We start from the raw sequence: 17,459 nt of genomic DNA on the forward strand, positions 1-17,459 counted from the left end.
CATTAATCCATCGCATGATCGCTAAAAGTACAAATTAATATCAAGACAATGAAATTAGCCGAAGCCCTACTTTTACGCAGTGACTTACAAACTAAATTGGCCTCGCTGCAGCAACGAATCAATAACAACGTGCTCATTCAAGAAGGTGATGCACCCAGCGAAGAACCGAATGCTTTAATTCAAGAAGCATTTGCCGTAAATACAGAACTTTATGGTTTAATTGAAAAGATTCACGCCACCAATGCACAAGCTAAAACCAGTTCAGGACGCTGCATGCTTTCAGTGCTCAATAAACGTGATTTATTGACCCAACAGCATCGTATCTTGCAACAAGCAATCGACAGCTCACGCCGTGAAAATGGTCGTTATAGTTCAAGTGAAATCCGTTGGATTAAAACCATTGCAGTGGCAGATTTACAGAAACAGGCTGACAGTATTAGTCAGCAACTTAGACAAAATAATTTAGAAATTCAGGCATCCAATTGGCAAATAGACCTGATAGATTGACCTGATTTAGTCATTTGAACCACGGTTCATTCCAGTTCGGGCATACTGGGCGAGTACAGAGCCTTTTTAAATGTTTGTAAGGCTTTAATCCAACAAACTAAACTGCAGAAGTAAGACGTCTACTTCAAAATGTTCACACATCTGACGTAGCACACTGCATCTGTGACTCTTTACTTGTCACGTCTCACTACCGTGTACTGACAGTATGTCCACCCTATTTTTGACGGATCTATCTGCTAATCGTCATCCGCAGCGGCTTCATTAAGCGCAACATCTTCACGCGGTAATTTATAGTCATGGTCATTTACAGGGACACCACCAATGATCATGGTGCGATGTTCATTTTGAGGACGATGCAATTCGTCTGTCGTATCACAACCCACCATCCAAAAACTGCACAGGCACAGCATAGGCAGCACAGCCCGACTTAATTTGCTCATTGGATGCCCTCCATTTTTATAATTATCTTGTTTATAAATTCAGCATAGCATTTTTGTGTAGATATTCACCTTATTTATCTACCGATTTAGGGTCATTTGTCAGGAATTATGTCTCAAAGATCTTACCAATGCGGATTGAGATTCATGCAGATATGAATATTTTTCCTTTAAAAATAAATAATTTATTCATTTTATTAGAACTACATAGAAGACCAGTTACAAAACTGCTATCGAATACGATTTTACTTCGGACACTTTTGTCCGTTTAATAGCTAGATAAATTTAAAATGATGATGCCAAAGAATAATGTCCACACGTCAACAACTCGCTGCACAAAACCGCGAAGTCCTTTTAGAAGCTGCGATTGAGGTTTTCCGTATTCACGGAATCAATGCGCCTTTACAACTCATCATGGATCAAGCTCAAGTTGGACGTGCGACGTTTTATCGTAATTTTAATGACCGTCGTGAGTTGGTACTCGCCTTAATGCAAGGTGCCTTGAACCGACTTGAACAGCGTGCGCTTAATTATGCACAGTTCGATGATGGATTTATTCGCCTCATTCAAGACCATATTTATAATATTCCCTATCTCACAGCTTTAATGGAATATTGGCGTGTGATCGATCGGGATGATCCTGCCATGGTTGAAATATACCAACGACGTGATGCCATTTTGCAACCGATGATTGATCAGGCCATTCAAAATGGTCGCTGTCGAGCAGACTTTAAACCAGCGGACTATGCCATGGTCACCTCCATTTTACGTGCAGCATTGCAAGGCCATACCGAAGCAGATCAGGAAAAACTCGCCAAACGTGCCGTGGAGTTTTTACTGCATGGTATTTGCGGGTAACACGTCATGTCCAAATCTCCACGTTTATTGGAACCTGCTCCGGATTGGACACCCGAAGAAAAACCGACTTTGCCCGGCTCTCCCGCTGCGATTGCGCATCCCACCTATAAGCGTTTTTTATACTTCTTTATCGGTTTATTTGTTGCGATCTCGGGGAGCTTAAGTAATGGATTCATTACGGCAAATTTACCCCTTCTACAAGGTGAATATGGCTTAACGCCTTCAGAAGCGGCATGGATCCCTGCGGCATTTGTTATGGCCAATGTCAGCTCCAACCTAATCTTATTTAAAGCCCGCCAACAATATGGACTTAGGCTATTTTCAGAAATTGGTTTGGTTTTATTTATCGCGGTGATGGTGCTGCATTTATTTGTCCATACCTATGAAATGGCAATTTTTGCACGGGTAATTAGCGGCTTACTTGCAGCGCCACTCAGTTCGCTTGGGATGTATTACATCATGCAAGCGTTTAAACGTGCTCATTTTGGTCGTGGGCTTTATCTGGCTTTGGGCTTTCAGCAGTTAGGTATTCCGCTGGCATGGATCATGTCGCCGTATCTGGTCGATGTCAACGATTGGTCTATTTTTTACACCTTTGAATTAGGTCTAGCCTTATGTTGTTTGGCGATGGTTGTCTCACTCAAATTGCCACGAAGCCTACGTATCGAAGTGTTTGAAAAGCAGGATTTATTCACCTTTGCATTATTAGCACCCGGCTTTGCATTGCTATGTATCGTGTTGACTCAAGGCCCGATTCTTTGGTGGTTTGAGGCTGAATGGTTGGCCTATTTACTCATCACCGCTTTGATTCTTTTAGTTGTCGGTCTGACCTATGAACATTTTCGGGTCAATCCTCTGATTGTCACACGCTGGCTCGGAACATCGTCGACCGTGAGTTTTATTATCGGTGCCTTTGCCATTCGCTTTCTCATGTCAGAACAAAGCTATGCAGCCGTGAATTTTTTGAAAACCATGGGCATGGGACCCGACCAATTTGTTTCCTTTTATACCATCGTGCTGATCGGGATTGTCTTAGGCACAGTGTTTAGTGCCCTGACCTTTTCCAAAGAAAAAATCGTGCTTCATCTGCTCGGTGCAGCAGGTCTCGTGCTCTTTGCTTGTGCGCTGGATTACCACCTGACCAGTGATGTTCGCCCGCATGATTTTTATTGGAGTCAGTTTTTGGTGGGCTTTGCCAGTGGCATGTTTATTGGCCCACTTTTGCTTACTGGCATTGTCAGTGCTTTGCAAAAAGGCCCATCGCACATGGTGACGTTTATCGTGCTGTTTTCTGCAACGCAAACCTTTGGTGGTCTCGTCGGATCATCTTTCTTTTCGACCTACCAGCAAATGCGTACCCAAACCTATCAGGCACAGATTTATAATGATTTATCGCAAACCTCTCCTATAGTCGAACAGCGCCTACAACAATTGGCTCAAAGTGCGCATCAATATTCTTTAGACCCTAATTTAGACCAACAACAAGCTATACGTAGCCTTAATCAAACCATCACTCGAGAAGCCCAAGTTCGAGCCTATAACGATGTGATTTTTTTAAATGGCATCTTCGCCGTTTTATTGTTGCTTTGGGGCTTGTTTCTGATTGGCAAAAATAAATATCAATTACGCCAACAGCAACGCACAGATAGTAGCTAAAATTTTCCCGACTTAAACAACATAAGCAACCGCCAAATGACCTAATTGATATTGAGAACAACATGACCGAAGACCATAAACCCACTGAGCAGGCAGCACCGCAGCAACCACAAACAGCAACCGCTATGCCTGCGCCATCAAGCAAGCTTATTTCTACGCCGCAGCGTACCCTGATTTTCATGTTGATCATCCTCTTGTTGGGGATTGCGCTGATCTTATGGGCGTGGCGAATTGGTCCATTTCATAACAGTATCGAGTCGACTGAAAATAGCTATGTCAAAGGCAAAACCACGGTGCTTTCGTCACAAATTAATGGTTATGTGAAAGATGTTTTGGTGACGGATTTTGATCATGTGAAAAAAGGTCAAGTGCTTATGCATATCGATGCAACGACCTATGATCAAAAAGTCACACAGGCTGAATCTGGGGTGGAACAAGCACAGAATTCACTTGCCAATCAAAGCCAGGCCATTGAACAACGCAGAGCGGATATTACGGCAGCCGAAGCGAAAGTGGACCAATCACGTGCGGCCTATGAATTAGCCCTTGCACAAATGACGCGCTACAAACAACTCGGCAATACTGGTGCTGCGTCGAAAACTGAACAAGACAAATCCACTGCAGATGCTAAAAATAGTTTGGCCCAACTTCATCAAGCAGAAGCCAATTTGCTGGTTGCCAAAGAATCATTCAAGACCGCACAAGTTGCAGCGACGGGGCTTAAAGCACAAGTGAATAGCGCCAAAGCACAGTTTGATCAGGCTGTGACCACCAAAGACTACAGCACAATTGTGGCACCTATGGATGGTCAGCTTGGCGAAGTCAGCCCGCGGATTGGTCAATATGTTGCTTCAGGCTCTCAACTGATGTATTTGATTCCACAGCAGCGCTGGGTGACTGCCAACTTTAAAGAAACGCAAATTGCAGATATGCATATTGGTCAAAAAGCGTGGTTCAGCGTTGATGGCATGAAACATCAAAAATTTTACGGCAAAGTTGAGCAAATCTCCCCTGCGGCTGGTTCTGAATTTAGTGTTTTGAAACCTGACAATGCCACAGGAAATTTCACCAAAGTCGTGCAACGCATTGCCGTGAAAATTGCGATTGATCCTAATCAACAAGGTTTAGAAAACTTAAGACCCGGTATGTCTGTCGTGACCTCCGTTGATGTTGATAGTTAGTTGATGTTGATAGTTAGCGGACGCTGGCAGTGAAGTACTATAAGCAAAGTTGAACTGAACAAGATGCAAAGGATTTCATCTTCTGCAGCTCCCGTTTTACAATGCCTACCTATTTGACCTCTAACCTCCAAGATAACGATCACTAACATGTTTGAATCTATCGCCCACGCCATTCCTGAGCAGACTATTCAATATCAAGGGGTTGATTTGTGTATTAAGCGTTTGGACTTGGTACACCCACAAATATCAGGCAATAAATTTTATAAACTCAAATATAATTTTATTGAGGCGCAGAAATTAGGGTTTAAACAGGTGCTTAGCTTTGGCGGCGCTTATTCAAATCACATTGCAGCCACTGCATTTGCTGCACATTTATTTGGATTCGGCAGTCTAGGCATCATCCGTGGAGAAGAATTACAACATCAAGCTCGAAATCCTACTTTAGCCAGCGCCGAACAGTTTGGTATGCAGCTCAGTTTTGTCACACGCCAAAAGTATCGTGAACAGAAACATGTAGATGCTTTAGCGCAATTACGACAGCAATATCCCGAACATTATGTCATTCCTGAAGGTGGAACCAATGCATTGGCTATCCGTGGCTGTAGGGAAATCTTAAGCAGTGAAAATCAACAAAATTTTGATCTCATCTGCTGTGCAGTCGGTACAGGTGGAACCATAACGGGCTTGATCGAAGCCAGTGAGGAACATCAACATGTTCTTGGTTTTTCTGCGCTCAAAGGCAATTTTCTTTGCGATGATGTTGCTCAGTTGACGCAGAAAACCAATTGGAGCATCAGCGATGAATTTTGCTGTGGCGGCTATGCCAAAATAACGCCGGAACTATTACAGTTTATGCATGACTTTGAACAACGCTTTGCGATCCCATTAGAACAGGTCTATACGGCTAAAATGCTGCGAGGTATTTTCAGCATGATTGAGCGTGGTCAGATTACAGACCATCAGCGTGTTTTAGTGATCCATACTGGTGGCCTACAAGGTCGCTTGAAAGGTTCAACCGAAGCGCTAAAAAGCGTATAATCCTGCGTCCTTTCTTCCACGCGGAAACTTACCATGTCGCAAAATCAATATGATGTCCTTGTTTTAGGTGCTGGTGCATCAGGCTTAATGACGGCATATAAAGCGGCGCAGCGTGGACGCAAAGTTTTGGTGGTTGAAAAAGCCAATAAAGTTGGCAAAAAAATCCTAATGTCTGGCGGTGGTAAATGCAATTTCACCAATTTGTATGTCGAACCAGAAAATTATATTTCACATAATCCACACTTTGTTATTTCAGCATTAACTCGCTATACCAACTGGGACTTCATTGGTATGGTCTGCGAATATGGCATTGAGTACGAAGAGCGCAAACATGGGCAGTTATTTACCCAAAATGGTGCAAAAGAAATTCTCGCCATGCTATTGGCAGAATGTGACAAAACAGGCTTGGTGGATATTAAAACCAACTGTGAAGTAAAAGCAGTCAATGCCTTACCTGAACAAGGCTTTCAAGCGGCAACCAATCTAGGCTATTTTGAAGCAGAATCGGTGGTTATTGCCAGTGGCGGTCTGTCCATTCCGACGTTAGGCGGTTCAGGAATTGGCTATGAGATTGCCAAACAATTTGGTCATTCTGTCTACCCCACTCGCGCAGGCTTAGTACCCTTTACCTTCTCCGATAGTTTTAAAGAAGTAACCACACGCTTGAGTGGCAATGCTGTTGAAGCGACTTTATCGAATGAGTTAAATAGTTTTACTGAGGCTCTACTCTTTACTCACCGTGGTTTAAGTGGCCCAAGCTCATTGCAGCTTTCAAACTACTGGGATGTCGGCCAACGCTTTAATATCAATTTCCTGCCAACTTTAGATGTTTTAGATTTCCTCAAATCTAAGAAATCTAGTCAACCGAAAGTGTTACTGCGTACACTGTTCAATGAACACTTACCGAAAAGTGTGGTTACGGAATTACAAAATCTGATTTGGCCTGAACAAGCTGAATTAGCCATTGGCAATATCAGTGATGAAAAACTGGAACTCATTGCAAGCCGTTTAGAAAGCTTTGAAGTGAAGCCATCAGGCACTGAAGGTTATCGTACTGCTGAGGTTACACTCGGTGGTGTGGATACCACCGAAGTCTCATCAAAAACCATGGAAAGTAAAAAACAGAAAGGCTTGTACTTTATTGGCGAAGTGCTCGATGTAACGGGGCATTTAGGTGGATACAATTTCCAATGGGCATGGGCTTCTGCGCATGCAGCTTCTGAATACGTCTGATCTCGACATAGCGTTAATTAAGCACTGAAGTTACGACAGTAAGAGTAATTTCACATTTATAAAAAAGATTTTTACGTCTATTCGACGGAGTCTTACATCTAAGGATTGATTAAAAAAATTAGCCTTCGGTTGGAGGTACTTTTGTTTCGGCAAAATGAGAAGTGAAGTTTCGCAAGGAAACCATCTTACGGAGCAAAACTCGTTCACTACCTTCAAATGATTCGATGTATTGCAAAAACATTTTTGATTAAATGTAATCCTGTCTCAAACAATTGCGGATGACATTACTGCGTATCATTCTTTTATTTGAATCAAATAGGACTTCTGATATCACGTAGAAACATCAGTTAATCATAATCTGCAGATGATCTTTGCATAAAAAAGGGCTGATTCATTCAGCCCTTTTTCTTGCCCGATCTGACTTATTCAAGATAGTCGGTTTTAAATAATGATACTGACGACGACGAAGTTCGTTGAATTGTCAGATCCATTTTTTCAACGGCAACTGAAATATGTTGTGGTTGCACGCTTGCTGTTTGTTTGAGTGTCGAAACTAAAGTATTGAACATTGAAATTACCCCCATTTTGCCATTCCTTTGCACGGATCATAGGTGTCATTCATGACAGCAATATGAATCCTAAGTTTTTATATTTTAAGTAATATTCCATATACCACTATTACTTAAAATACCAATTTTTGGGTAAATTTCAATCATTATTTTTGGACTGATTGGTATAATTTTTTTCACTGTTTAGCGGTGATTGTTCTTTCTGCTCCAAATCAGTGCGTTTTGGTTTTGCAAAAATAAAGCGTCGTGCGCTCGCCAAAAAACCCACCGTGATCCCTGCAATAATCACTGGAGCTAAAAATTTATTCGGTGCTTTTGCCATACAATATTCCTTATAGAGCATTAAAATCGACCACCTAAGCGTGGCCGATTTTGTACAGACGGAACAGGTTAATTAGGGTCATCCGGTTTTGGCGGAGTTACAGGTGCCGAAGGTGCATCGACCTCTTTTTCAGCCTCACCAGTTGAACCAAATGGATTATTTTGGGGTTGATCACTTGGGTTTACATCCAACTGATCAGGCGTGGCCGTTTCTTTTTCACTGACGCCGGGAGCAGCCTGTTGAATGTTTGGATAGCCATCATCTTTTTTCACTTCAGAAGTCATCACAGATGTTGATGGCGTTGAACTCGCTGCAGACGATGTTGGCGTATTAAAGGTGGTTTTTGCCTTCGCCTGTTCTTGAACTGGATTCGGTTCGTTGGCTTCACGTTTTGCTTTATCGATAAGATCTGATAACAATCGTTCCGCCGGATTGCGACCGCCTAAACCAAAGGCCAAAGCGAAAGCAACTGCAACAGCACCAAGCGTTAAACCAAAGGCCAAATTCACGATCGAGTCGGCAATACCCATGGCACGCAAGCCCATGGCAACAACCAAGCCCATAATCAGCACACGAACCAAATTACCTAACCAACGCGAACTGTTGTATTCCCCTCGTTGCACTACATTTGCCACAATATTGGCAAGCCAGAAGCCCACCACCAAGATCACGGCACCAAGTAAAATACTTGCACCGAACTGGATAAACATGGCAATCAAGGCACTGATTTGCTCAAAGCCCAAACGGTTAGCCGCTTCAGATACCGCAAACAGCATGGTGAAAAATACGATCAGGCAACCGACCACATCCGATACTTTGGTATTGCCCAAAAAGCGTTGAATATCTAATTTTTCAGGTACAGCATCAACACCAGTACCCGAGATTACATCCACCACTAGACGTGCCACAAAGCGTGACACCACATAGGCCAAGATTAAGATTAAACCTGCGGCAATAATGTTCGGTATTGCATACATGATCTCATGTAACATGGCCGTTGCCGGCTGAGAAATCGCCTCGATACCAAGTGCTTCGAAAGCTACAATTAAAGCCGTGATGATGACTATAGCAAAGACAAAATTACCCAAAACTTGAGCAAGTTTTGCGTTTTTAAACATGCCCACTTTTTCGACTTGCTGCTGCAAACTCAAACTGTTCACCAAGCCTTCCACGATACCTCTCACAATCTTCGCCAAAATATAACCGACAAAGACGATGACACCGGCAATAAAGATATTGGGAAGATAAGAAACAACTTCAGTGACCATATTTTGGATTGGGAACAAGAGACCATTCAAACCCAAGATCGATAAAACAATCGGTAGAAAAAGCAACAAGATTAGCCAATAAACTATTTCACTGATATTTTGACTGATTGGGCTGACGCCAACCTCAGAACTGAGTTTTTCATCGAGTTGGGTTTTATCAAGCAGTTTCTTTGAACCGACTTTGACCAAACTCGCCACGATCCAACCAATAAAACCCACGGCTACCGCAGCCAAGAGCTGTGGAATAAATAACAAGAACTGCTGAATCATATTACTGAATGGGCCGCTGACACTGGTCAAATTCAGCACATTGAGCGCACCAATGACGGCAATGATCAAAATAATCCAGAACACAACTCTGGAGACTATATTTTCAACATTGGAACGGTGCCCAGTTGCATTTGAAAGTTTTTGATTTGTACCTAATTTTTGCAGAACTTTTTTGACGCCAGCAGCAATCAATAAAGCAATGACCCAACCTATCAGGAGAATTGCTACTGCACTTAAAATGGGGTGAAACTGTTCCCAATAATACATGGCATCAAAACGGCCACGCGGACCACCCAGATAATCATTCATACGTTCGCCCTCATTGTTATACATGATCTGTTGTTATGTGCATTTTTACGTATGCCGCGATATCACACAGCATTGGTGCTTTAAACTTGAGCTTTCTTTTCCACCTTAGTTTTTGCGTATTTTTTAATCAACCAAAGTATGCATAACTCCAACAAAAGCTCACAATTGAATGTAAAAAAGCCTTGGCATAACCAAGGCTTTATTTGTGTCATTCTGATGAGATGCTTAAGGTTCAGATCTTGCAATCATGTAAATCTGACTCATGTATTTATCATCAATGATCTGTCGCAGTTGCTGTATTTGAATCATTGGCAACAGCTTCATCCCCCGCTGTACCGCTAGTCGTATCATTGGCAGTTGCAGTTTGTGCATTCGGTGCAGGATGATCAGGTGGTGCATCCGAAGCAGACGGTTTCATATCTGCAAACATATAAAACAATAACGCGATTAAGAAGATACCCACTAAAATTAGCATATACACTGGGATACGTTTTTTTTGTGTTGTTTCTTCTGCGCTGGTGGTATGGGGCGGTTTATTAAAATCGTGTGTCATATTCCCCTCGCTATTTTGTTGTTCGTCGTTCACTTTTTATACTAGCAATACAATATCTATTGTTGTGTGAAGAACAATTACAATCCGTGAAAACATGTAACTTAAAAGATCCGTTCAATTTACATCCGTTTTTTTGTTTAGATAGCTCCCCTAATTTTAGGTTAAAAATCAATCGCCAAGGTATGAATATCGGACAATGAACTGAATACAACACTTCAATCGTATTCATTTTCAGAGTGATAAGTTTTGCGAAAATAAATGCTTTTTTGAGCTGAATGGAATTCTCTGCTTTTGATGAATGAAATGAGCTATAATCATGCACCTTATTTTTCACCTGTTATCAAATCTATGGCGTACCATCAACAAGGTGTAACGCTTGATCTTGACACTGACGTCACTCATCAATGTTCCCTTCATTACACTCGTGATCAGCATCTTATTGGCATTATTGAATTTAGTAAGCCAAGTTATGTGTTGAAATGGGGTGATTTGGAATATTTCCGCCGACGTACTGAAGAGTTTTCAGTGATGCCATTCCCTGAATGCATCAATGCGATGGTGATTGATATTCGAAATATTGCGGCTTTTTTAGATAATGAAGTGCCTATTATTCCTTGGCGCTTGCTCGAAGAAGAATGTCCGATTCGCTTAGTTGTTCCCCAAGATCGACTGGAGCATTATGCTGGCTTTTTTGAACCGACTTGGTTGACTTCCGACGTAGACACAGCGATTCAAGAAATTCGTGAATTTATGGATATGTTTGTGCATTAACACGGAGATTAAACTAAAGTTTAATCCCGAAAACCTCCATCTGGAGGTTTTTTTATGCCCTTTTATTTTCATTATTTATTTCACAATCAAATTAATTTAAATGACATTCAATAGCTTACAATAAATTTACTTATAAAAAATGTTCATAACTTATCCCATTTCTTAGTAACAATTCGGCAATAAATTTTGCTTGAGCCTTGCTCGATTTATCACCTAAGATGTAGAAAATGATCTCTTTTTTATTGTTGAAAGATTCTTAAAAACAAAGCAATAAAATCAAATGAGAAACAAGATCATAAAAAGTGGATATTAAATCAGGGTAAAAGGAGTTTTAACGATGACGTCAAAAAAACATTTAGCAACTTTGTTCTGTGCAAGTGCGCTCACTTTAGGGCTTAGCGCATGTAGTGACAATAAAGCACCTACAACGGATAAAGCTGCAGGAAGTGAAGCTGCTGTTTCTGACTCAGGGACTTTAGATAAGATCAAAAAATCCGGCACGATTGTTTTAGGCTATCGCGATTCATCGATTCCATTTTCATATATCGCAGATAATCCAAACCAACCTGTGGGTTATGCGCATGATCTTCAATTAAAAGTAGTTGAGGCAGTTAAAAAGCAATTAAATCTTCCCGATTTAAAAGTCCGTTATAACTTAGTGACCAGCCAAAACCGTATTCCATTGGTTTCTAATGGCACCGTCGACTTAGAGTGTGGTTCAACCACAAACAATAAAGAACGCCAACAACAAGTTGATTTCTCAACAGGTTTCTTTGAAGTGGGTTCACGCTTACTTACCGCAAAAGACTCTGGGGTTAAAGATTTTGCTGACCTAAAAGGCAAAAAATTAGTCACCACAGCAGGGACTACATCTGAACGTTATATTCGTCAACATGAAAAAGAGTTAGGTATTGGTGAAGTCATTTCTGCCAAAGACCATGCTGAGTCTTTCCTCATGCTACAAAATGGTCGTGCAGCAGCATTTATGATGGATGATATTTTGCTGGCGGGTGAAAAATCAAAAGCCAAAGATCCTAATAAATGGGAAATCGTGGGTACAGCACCGATTCATGAAATCTATGGTTGTATGCTGCGTAAAGGCGATACTGGCTTTAAACAAGTGGTTGATGATGCAATCAAAGCGACCTATAGCTCTGGTGAAATCAATGACATGTATAAAAAATGGTTCCAAACGCCAATTCCACCAAAAAATATCAACTTGAATTTCCCGATGTCTGATCAATTAAAAGCATTGATTAGTAACCCACATGACCGTGACGAATAACTTTCCCTAAACATTCTAAAGATGCTTAAGCCAAACGGATTTTGGCTTAAGCTCATTATAGGGAGTTCCTATGAATTATAGCTGGAATTGGGGTGTGCTGTTCCAATCTACAGGTGTAGGTGATTCGACCTACCTGAATTGGATTTTAATTGGGATCGGCTGGCTGTTTGTCATCGCTTTGGTGGCATGGAGCATTGCGATGGTGCTTGGCAGCATCTTGGGTATTATGCGTACCCTACCGAGTCCTGTAGCACGAGGTATTGGTACGGCCTACGTGACTATTTTCCGAAATGTACCCTTATTGATTCAACTGTTTATATGGTTCTATGTTGTACCCAACTTCCTCCCTGCTGCGATTAAAAGCTGGTGGATGAATGACCTTGGGGCAAATACGACCGCCTTAATTTCTGCAAGTGTCGGCTTGGGTCTTTTTACAGCTGCACGGGTCTGTGAGCAAGTCAGGACAGGTATTGAAGCGCTTCCTTTGGGGCAAACCAATGCAGGTTATGCCATGGGATTTAGCACGGCTCAACTATACCGCTATGTGATCTTACCGCAGTCATTCCGCACGATTTTGCCACCTCTCAGCTCTGAGTTGACCAACTGTGTCAAAAACACCTCAGTTGCGTCTTTGGTCGGTGTTGCAGAAATCATTTCACAGATGAAAACCATTAGTGAATACACGCAAAACACCATCGAAATTTATACCTATGTCACCATTATTTTCATCGTGATCAATATCTGTTTAATTGGTTTCATGAATTTTCTGGAAAAACGCCTACGCGTTCCTGGCTTAATTGCAGGAGATAAATAATGGAATGGCTCAGTTCTTTTATTCAAGACCTCCAAGCGTCTGGCCCTGCGCTATGGCATGGTTTCAGCATCACACTCAAAGTGGTGATCACGGCAACCATTGGTGGTGTCTTTATTGGGACTTTATTGGCGTTGATGCGCCTGTCCTCGATTAAGGCTTTTAATATTTTTGCTAAAGGCTATGTGAACCTCTTTCGTTCTATACCTTTGCTCTTGGTGCTGATGTGGTTCTACTTTGCAGTACCTTTTATCTACACAGGGATCACAGGTAACTATCTGACGATTGATACTGCCCTTGTGTCGAGTATCGTGGCCTTCATGCTATTTGAAGCGGCTTACTTTTCAGAGATTGTCCGTGCCGGGATCCAATCGATTCCTAAAGGTCAAACTTCTGCAGCTTATGCTCTCGGTATGAGCTATAGCCAAGCGATGCGCCTAATTATTTTGCCGCAGTCCTTTCGCAAAATGACGCCACTACTTTTACAGCAAACCATCATTCTGTTCCAAGATTCAACCATGGTTTATGCCATCGGACTGTTAGACTTTTTCCGCACCAACTATGTTCGAGGCGACCTTATGTCATTGTTAACTCAATACATTCTGTTTGCCGGTCTGGTGTATTTCACTATTAGTATGATCGCTACCTATGCAGTTAAAAAATTACAACGGAGGTTAAGTGTATGACCGATCAAAAAACGATGATTGACCTCCAAAATGTCAGTAAATGGTATAAAGATTTTCAAGTGCTCACCGATTGCACGACTCAAATTAAACAAGGTGAAGTGGTTGTGGTGTGTGGGCCTTCAGGTTCAGGGAAATCAACGCTCATTAAAACCGTTAATGGACTTGAGCCTTTTCAGGCCGGTACGATTTTAGTCGACGGTATTTCCATTAATGACCCAAAAACCGATTTAAATAAATTGCGTAGTCGTGTTGGTATGGTGTTCCAGCACTTTGAACTGTTTCCACATTTATCCATTACCGAAAACCTGACCATTGCGCAGGTTAAAGTCTTGGGCCGATCAGAAGCCGAAGCCAAGAAAAAAGGCTTGGCTTATTTAGATCGTGTGGGTTTGAGTGCGCATGCCGCTAAATTCCCTGCACAGTTATCAGGTGGACAGCAACAACGTGTTGCGATTGCACGTGCGCTCAGTATGGACCCGATTGCCATGCTGTTTGATGAACCGACTTCGGCACTTGATCCTGAGATGATTAACGAAGTGCTTGATGTGATGGTGGGTCTTGCCAAAGAAGGTATGACCATGATGTGTGTAACCCATGAGATGGGCTTTGCGCGTCAGGTTGCGGACCGTGTGATCTTTATGGATCAAGGAAAAATTGTGGAAGACTGCAGTAAAGATGATTTCTTTAATGCCCCTCGTGGTGAACGAGCGCAGCAGTTCTTAAATAAAATTCTGCATTAAGTTCAAAACGTTTATTTAACTGATGTTACGCTGTAACATCAGAAGCGTAATTTGATTCAAATAAAAGTACGATGCGCGGTAACGTCATCCGCAAGTGTTTGAAATAGGAATTCTTCTAAACAAAAATGTTTTTGCGATACTTTAGATAATTAGACGCTAGTGAACGAGTTTTGTCGGTGAGGTGATTGCACCGCAAGATGGTTTCCTTGCGAAGCACGCTTCTCATTTTGCCTAATGAGAAGCGTGCTTCGTAAGAGTACCTCCAGCCGAAGGCTAATCCCTTTATTCATTCCCTTGATGTAAGACTCCGTCGAATTGGCTTAAAATCATTTTAAAAATGCAAAATTACTTTTGCATGCGTAACATCAGTTATTTAATTTCCGAAAATAAAAAAGCTCATCCATCGATGAGCTTTTTTTCATGGCACATTACCAATAGTTTTCTACAGCAATATTGCCTTCACCACGACGGTTCATGGTCAAACCACGCGCCTTTAATGCCGCCTTGGTGTCATCAACCATTTGTGGATTACCACACAGCATGACATGCGTCGTTTCCACATTAAACGCTAAGCCTGCCGCCTGTTCTAACTCGCCATTTTCAATTAAAACTGGTAAACGGTCATGCAGCGGCGCATTTGGATCACGTGTCACAATAGGTATAAATTTAAATCCCGTATGCCCTTCGCCAAAGGTTTCCACGATTTCTTGAATACGCTCGACATAAGCCAGTTCTGATACGGTGCGCACACTGTAGACTAGATTAATTTTTTCGTATTTAGACCACGTTTCAAAGTCTTGTAGCATTGATAAAAATGGTGCCAGACCTGTTCCTGTTCCCAACAGCCATAAGTCCTTTGGCAATGGCAACTGATAACGCGCCAAGGTGAGGAAACCATATGGAACTTTTTCTAAATACAGCTCATCGCCAACTTGTAGATGCTGTAAATTCGAGGTAAACGCACCATCTGGAACGACGATAGAGAAAAACTCTAAAGTTTCATCAAAGGGTGACGACACCACAGAATAGGCACGAACCACCAATTCATCGCCCACTTTCAAGCCAATTCGTGCGAACTGACCAGCGGTGAATTTAAAATGTGCAGGGCGTGTCATGGTAAAACTGAACAAAGTATTGGTCCAACGGTGTACAGATAAAACCTTTTCTAAGCTAAATTTTTCAATTGACATGATTTGAACGTGGCGTGACAGACTGTGCTCATGTTAGCATGACAGCATAATTTATTAATATTTTTTAAATGTTAAGGCCTGATTCATGCGCATGACTTTACGCCAGTTGGCTGTTTTTGTAGCAGTCGCTCAAGAAGGTACCGTTACCAAAGCCAGTGATGCTGTCAAACTTACTCAAAGTGCAGCAAGTATGGCATTGGCAGACCTCGAAGATGGTCTCGGTGCTCCACTGTTTGACCGACTTGGTAAACGCTTGCAATTGAATGACTTGGGTCGTTTTTTATTGCCACAAGCTTTGGAAATTTTAGGGCGCTGTGAAGCTTTTGAACAAGCAGCCAAAGGCGAACTACAAAGTATTGATCTACGTTTGGGCGCGACCCTGACCATCAGTGACTACTTGATGCCAGACCTCATGGCAGATTTCTTACAAATTCAGCCTCAAGCACATTTACAACTTCAAGTCGGTAATACCCGCCAAATGATTGAAGCGGTAAACCAATTTCAGTTGGATTTGGCCTTAATTGAAGGTTCATGCCACCTGCCACAGCTACAATGTATTCACTGGCGTGACGATGAACTTGCGGTGTGCTGTTCACCAGAGCACCCTTTAGCGAAGCTGGATCGTGCACTCACTGCGGCTGACTTTGATAACGTGGAATGGATCTTACGAGAAGAAGGGTCAGGCACACGTGAAGTATTTGACAATGCAATTTTAAAAGACCTGCCAGATGCCAATATTCGTTTAACCTTGGGTCATAACGAAGCCATTCTAAAAATCGTGGCAGGTGGTCTTGGTATGTCATGTATTTCTAAACTGGCAATTGAGCCTTTACGTGAAAAAGGTCAATTGGTGGTTTTAGATACGCCGTTCTGGCAACTTGCCCGTCCTTTATTCATGTTGGTACATCGTCAGAAATACCAAGGACCGGGTCTCAAAGCCTTTATGCAATTTTGTGAAAAATCTGTTTAAATAAAAAAGCGCCTGATGGCGCTTTTTTATTGAGAATGTTTCCATTACCACCTTGAATCATTCTCACAAGCAATACCGTCATTATCACCATCCATCTTCGTGTTTGGACAATTCTTAATAAACCACTGAGCTTCATCTCTTGAGCGCATTTGACTGCAATGCTGTCGTCCATCACAACTAAACTGAGATTTCTCTGCTGCCCTTGGCGAATCACTTGAAGCATGAGCTGGCACAGTGTCTCGAACAACTGACTGAGCTTGCGTTGAAGCTGTGCCGTATAGATTTTTTTCACCTTGCTCAGACAGCACCCGATCGGGTAAATCCCCCTGTGCTTTACGTTGTTCTTTTACAATGTTTTCATTTTCTTGCATGAGCTGTTGTAAATGTAGCTGCTTCTGTTCTTGGTACTGCTGATATTTCCCATATACAGCCACAGCTAATACTAGAATCACAATGAGTCCTATCATGCTGAAGATTTTACTGCCCCAAACTGTACCTTTGGCTATATCGTGAGGCGTAACTTGATCGTTCACTCGATCTGTCATTGATTCAAATGACGGATTTATCTGTTCATGAGTGGGCTGCTCTTTTTTCAAATCTAAGCGGATGATATTTACAGCTTTTAATTTGCCTTGATCTTCTTCAATCCTGTATTTGAGATTTTCTCCAACACGTGGTTCGATGTGTCGGCTAGGAAAATCACGAATATGAAAAAATAAATCCTTTGCTTGATTTTGTTGTATAAATCCAAAGCCGCGCTCAACGTTATAGCTTTTGATTTTCCCCTCTTTAAACATAAAAATTG

18 protein-coding genes are annotated in these 17,459 nt (G+C 41.9%); 12 read left to right on the forward strand and 6 right to left on the reverse strand.

The window, feature by feature from the left end; translation table 11 throughout:
- The first annotated feature begins 48 nt into the window (after positions 1 to 48).
- The gene (locus B1202_RS13195) at positions 49 to 507 is read left to right on the forward strand and encodes a DIP1984 family protein (RefSeq protein WP_078191076.1); all 459 of its coding nucleotides are present in this window, start codon (positions 49 to 51) and stop codon (positions 505 to 507) included.
- Positions 508 to 743: 236 nt separating this feature from the next.
- On the opposite strand, the gene B1202_RS13200 is transcribed toward B1202_RS13195, so the two are convergent.
- On the reverse strand, positions 744 to 947 hold the full coding sequence (locus B1202_RS13200) for an NF038215 family lipoprotein (protein ID WP_078191077.1): 204 nt from the start codon (positions 945 to 947) through the stop codon (positions 744 to 746).
- A gap of 306 nt (positions 948 to 1,253) precedes the next feature.
- Here B1202_RS13200 and B1202_RS13205 point away from each other — a divergent pair, with 306 nt between their 5' ends.
- The 5 genes from B1202_RS13205 (at position 1,254) to B1202_RS13225 (ending at position 6,910) form a co-directional block, all read left to right on the forward strand.
- On the forward strand, positions 1,254 to 1,802 hold the full coding sequence (locus tag B1202_RS13205) for a TetR/AcrR family transcriptional regulator (RefSeq protein WP_078191078.1): 549 nt from the start codon (positions 1,254 to 1,256) through the stop codon (positions 1,800 to 1,802).
- 6 nt (positions 1,803 to 1,808) lie between these two features.
- Positions 1,809 to 3,458 carry an MFS transporter gene (locus tag B1202_RS13210; RefSeq protein ID WP_078191079.1) on the forward strand — a complete coding sequence of 550 codons (1,650 nt, stop codon included), beginning with the start codon at positions 1,809 to 1,811 and terminating at the stop codon, positions 3,456 to 3,458.
- 62 nt (positions 3,459 to 3,520) lie between these two features.
- A complete protein-coding gene (locus tag B1202_RS13215) occupies positions 3,521 to 4,639 on the forward strand; it encodes an HlyD family secretion protein (RefSeq protein WP_078191080.1) in 1,119 nt (372 codons plus the stop codon).
- A 147-nt stretch (positions 4,640 to 4,786) separates the two neighbouring features.
- Positions 4,787 to 5,677, forward strand: coding sequence for a 1-aminocyclopropane-1-carboxylate deaminase/D-cysteine desulfhydrase (locus B1202_RS13220; protein WP_078191081.1), 891 nt, complete (start codon positions 4,787 to 4,789; stop codon positions 5,675 to 5,677).
- Positions 5,678 to 5,710: 33 nt separating this feature from the next.
- On the forward strand, positions 5,711 to 6,910 hold the full coding sequence (locus B1202_RS13225; protein WP_078191082.1) for an NAD(P)/FAD-dependent oxidoreductase: 1,200 nt from the start codon (positions 5,711 to 5,713) through the stop codon (positions 6,908 to 6,910).
- A 708-nt stretch (positions 6,911 to 7,618) separates the two neighbouring features.
- On the opposite strand, the gene B1202_RS13230 is transcribed toward B1202_RS13225, so the two are convergent.
- The 3 genes from B1202_RS13230 to B1202_RS13240 form a co-directional block, all read right to left on the reverse strand.
- Positions 7,619 to 7,801 carry a hypothetical protein gene (locus B1202_RS13230; protein WP_078191083.1) on the reverse strand — a complete coding sequence of 61 codons (183 nt, stop codon included), beginning with the start codon at positions 7,799 to 7,801 and terminating at the stop codon, positions 7,619 to 7,621.
- Between the two features lie 68 nt (positions 7,802 to 7,869).
- The gene (locus tag B1202_RS13235; RefSeq protein WP_078191084.1) at positions 7,870 to 9,648 is read right to left on the reverse strand and encodes a mechanosensitive ion channel; all 1,779 of its coding nucleotides are present in this window, start codon (positions 9,646 to 9,648) and stop codon (positions 7,870 to 7,872) included.
- Between the two features lie 274 nt (positions 9,649 to 9,922).
- Complete coding sequence (locus tag B1202_RS13240) at positions 9,923 to 10,201, reverse strand: hypothetical protein (protein WP_078191085.1); 279 nt, start codon at positions 10,199 to 10,201, stop codon at positions 9,923 to 9,925.
- Between the two features lie 348 nt (positions 10,202 to 10,549).
- Between B1202_RS13240 and B1202_RS13245 the strand changes: the two genes are divergently transcribed.
- The 5 genes from B1202_RS13245 (at position 10,550) to B1202_RS13265 (ending at position 14,494) form a co-directional block, all read left to right on the forward strand.
- Positions 10,550 to 10,972, forward strand: coding sequence for a hypothetical protein (locus B1202_RS13245; protein WP_078191199.1), 423 nt, complete (start codon positions 10,550 to 10,552; stop codon positions 10,970 to 10,972).
- 337 nt (positions 10,973 to 11,309) lie between these two features.
- Positions 11,310 to 12,257 carry a transporter substrate-binding domain-containing protein gene (locus B1202_RS13250; RefSeq protein ID WP_078191086.1) on the forward strand — a complete coding sequence of 316 codons (948 nt, stop codon included), beginning with the start codon at positions 11,310 to 11,312 and terminating at the stop codon, positions 12,255 to 12,257.
- Positions 12,258 to 12,327: 70 nt separating this feature from the next.
- Positions 12,328 to 13,071, forward strand: a complete 744-nt coding sequence (locus tag B1202_RS13255) for an amino acid ABC transporter permease (RefSeq protein ID WP_078191087.1) — start codon at positions 12,328 to 12,330, stop codon at positions 13,069 to 13,071.
- Positions 13,071 to 13,754 carry an ABC transporter permease subunit gene (locus B1202_RS13260; RefSeq protein WP_078191088.1) on the forward strand — a complete coding sequence of 228 codons (684 nt, stop codon included), beginning with the start codon at positions 13,071 to 13,073 and terminating at the stop codon, positions 13,752 to 13,754. Before B1202_RS13255 ends, B1202_RS13260 begins: the two co-directional genes overlap by 1 nt.
- On the forward strand, positions 13,751 to 14,494 hold the full coding sequence (locus B1202_RS13265; protein ID WP_078191089.1) for an amino acid ABC transporter ATP-binding protein: 744 nt from the start codon (positions 13,751 to 13,753) through the stop codon (positions 14,492 to 14,494). The genes B1202_RS13260 and B1202_RS13265 overlap by 4 nt, the downstream gene beginning before the upstream one ends.
- Before the next feature lie 428 nt (positions 14,495 to 14,922).
- Here the strand turns inward: B1202_RS13265 and B1202_RS13270 are convergent, their stop codons facing one another.
- Positions 14,923 to 15,684: a ferredoxin--NADP reductase gene (locus tag B1202_RS13270; RefSeq protein WP_078191090.1), complete on the reverse strand. Its 762-nt coding sequence runs from the start codon at positions 15,682 to 15,684 to the stop codon at positions 14,923 to 14,925.
- A gap of 85 nt (positions 15,685 to 15,769) precedes the next feature.
- Here B1202_RS13270 and gigC point away from each other — a divergent pair, with 85 nt between their 5' ends.
- Complete coding sequence (gene gigC / locus B1202_RS13275; RefSeq protein WP_078191091.1) at positions 15,770 to 16,654, forward strand: LysR family transcriptional regulator GigC; 885 nt, start codon at positions 15,770 to 15,772, stop codon at positions 16,652 to 16,654.
- Between the two features lie 44 nt (positions 16,655 to 16,698).
- Here gigC and B1202_RS13280 read toward each other — a convergent pair whose 3' ends face one another.
- Positions 16,699 to 17,451: a cold shock domain-containing protein gene (locus B1202_RS13280; protein WP_078191092.1), complete on the reverse strand. Its 753-nt coding sequence runs from the start codon at positions 17,449 to 17,451 to the stop codon at positions 16,699 to 16,701.
- Positions 17,452 to 17,459 lie beyond the last annotated feature (8 nt).

Source organism: Acinetobacter amyesii (assembly GCF_002018365.1).
Lineage (GTDB): Bacteria > Pseudomonadota > Gammaproteobacteria > Pseudomonadales > Moraxellaceae > Acinetobacter > Acinetobacter amyesii.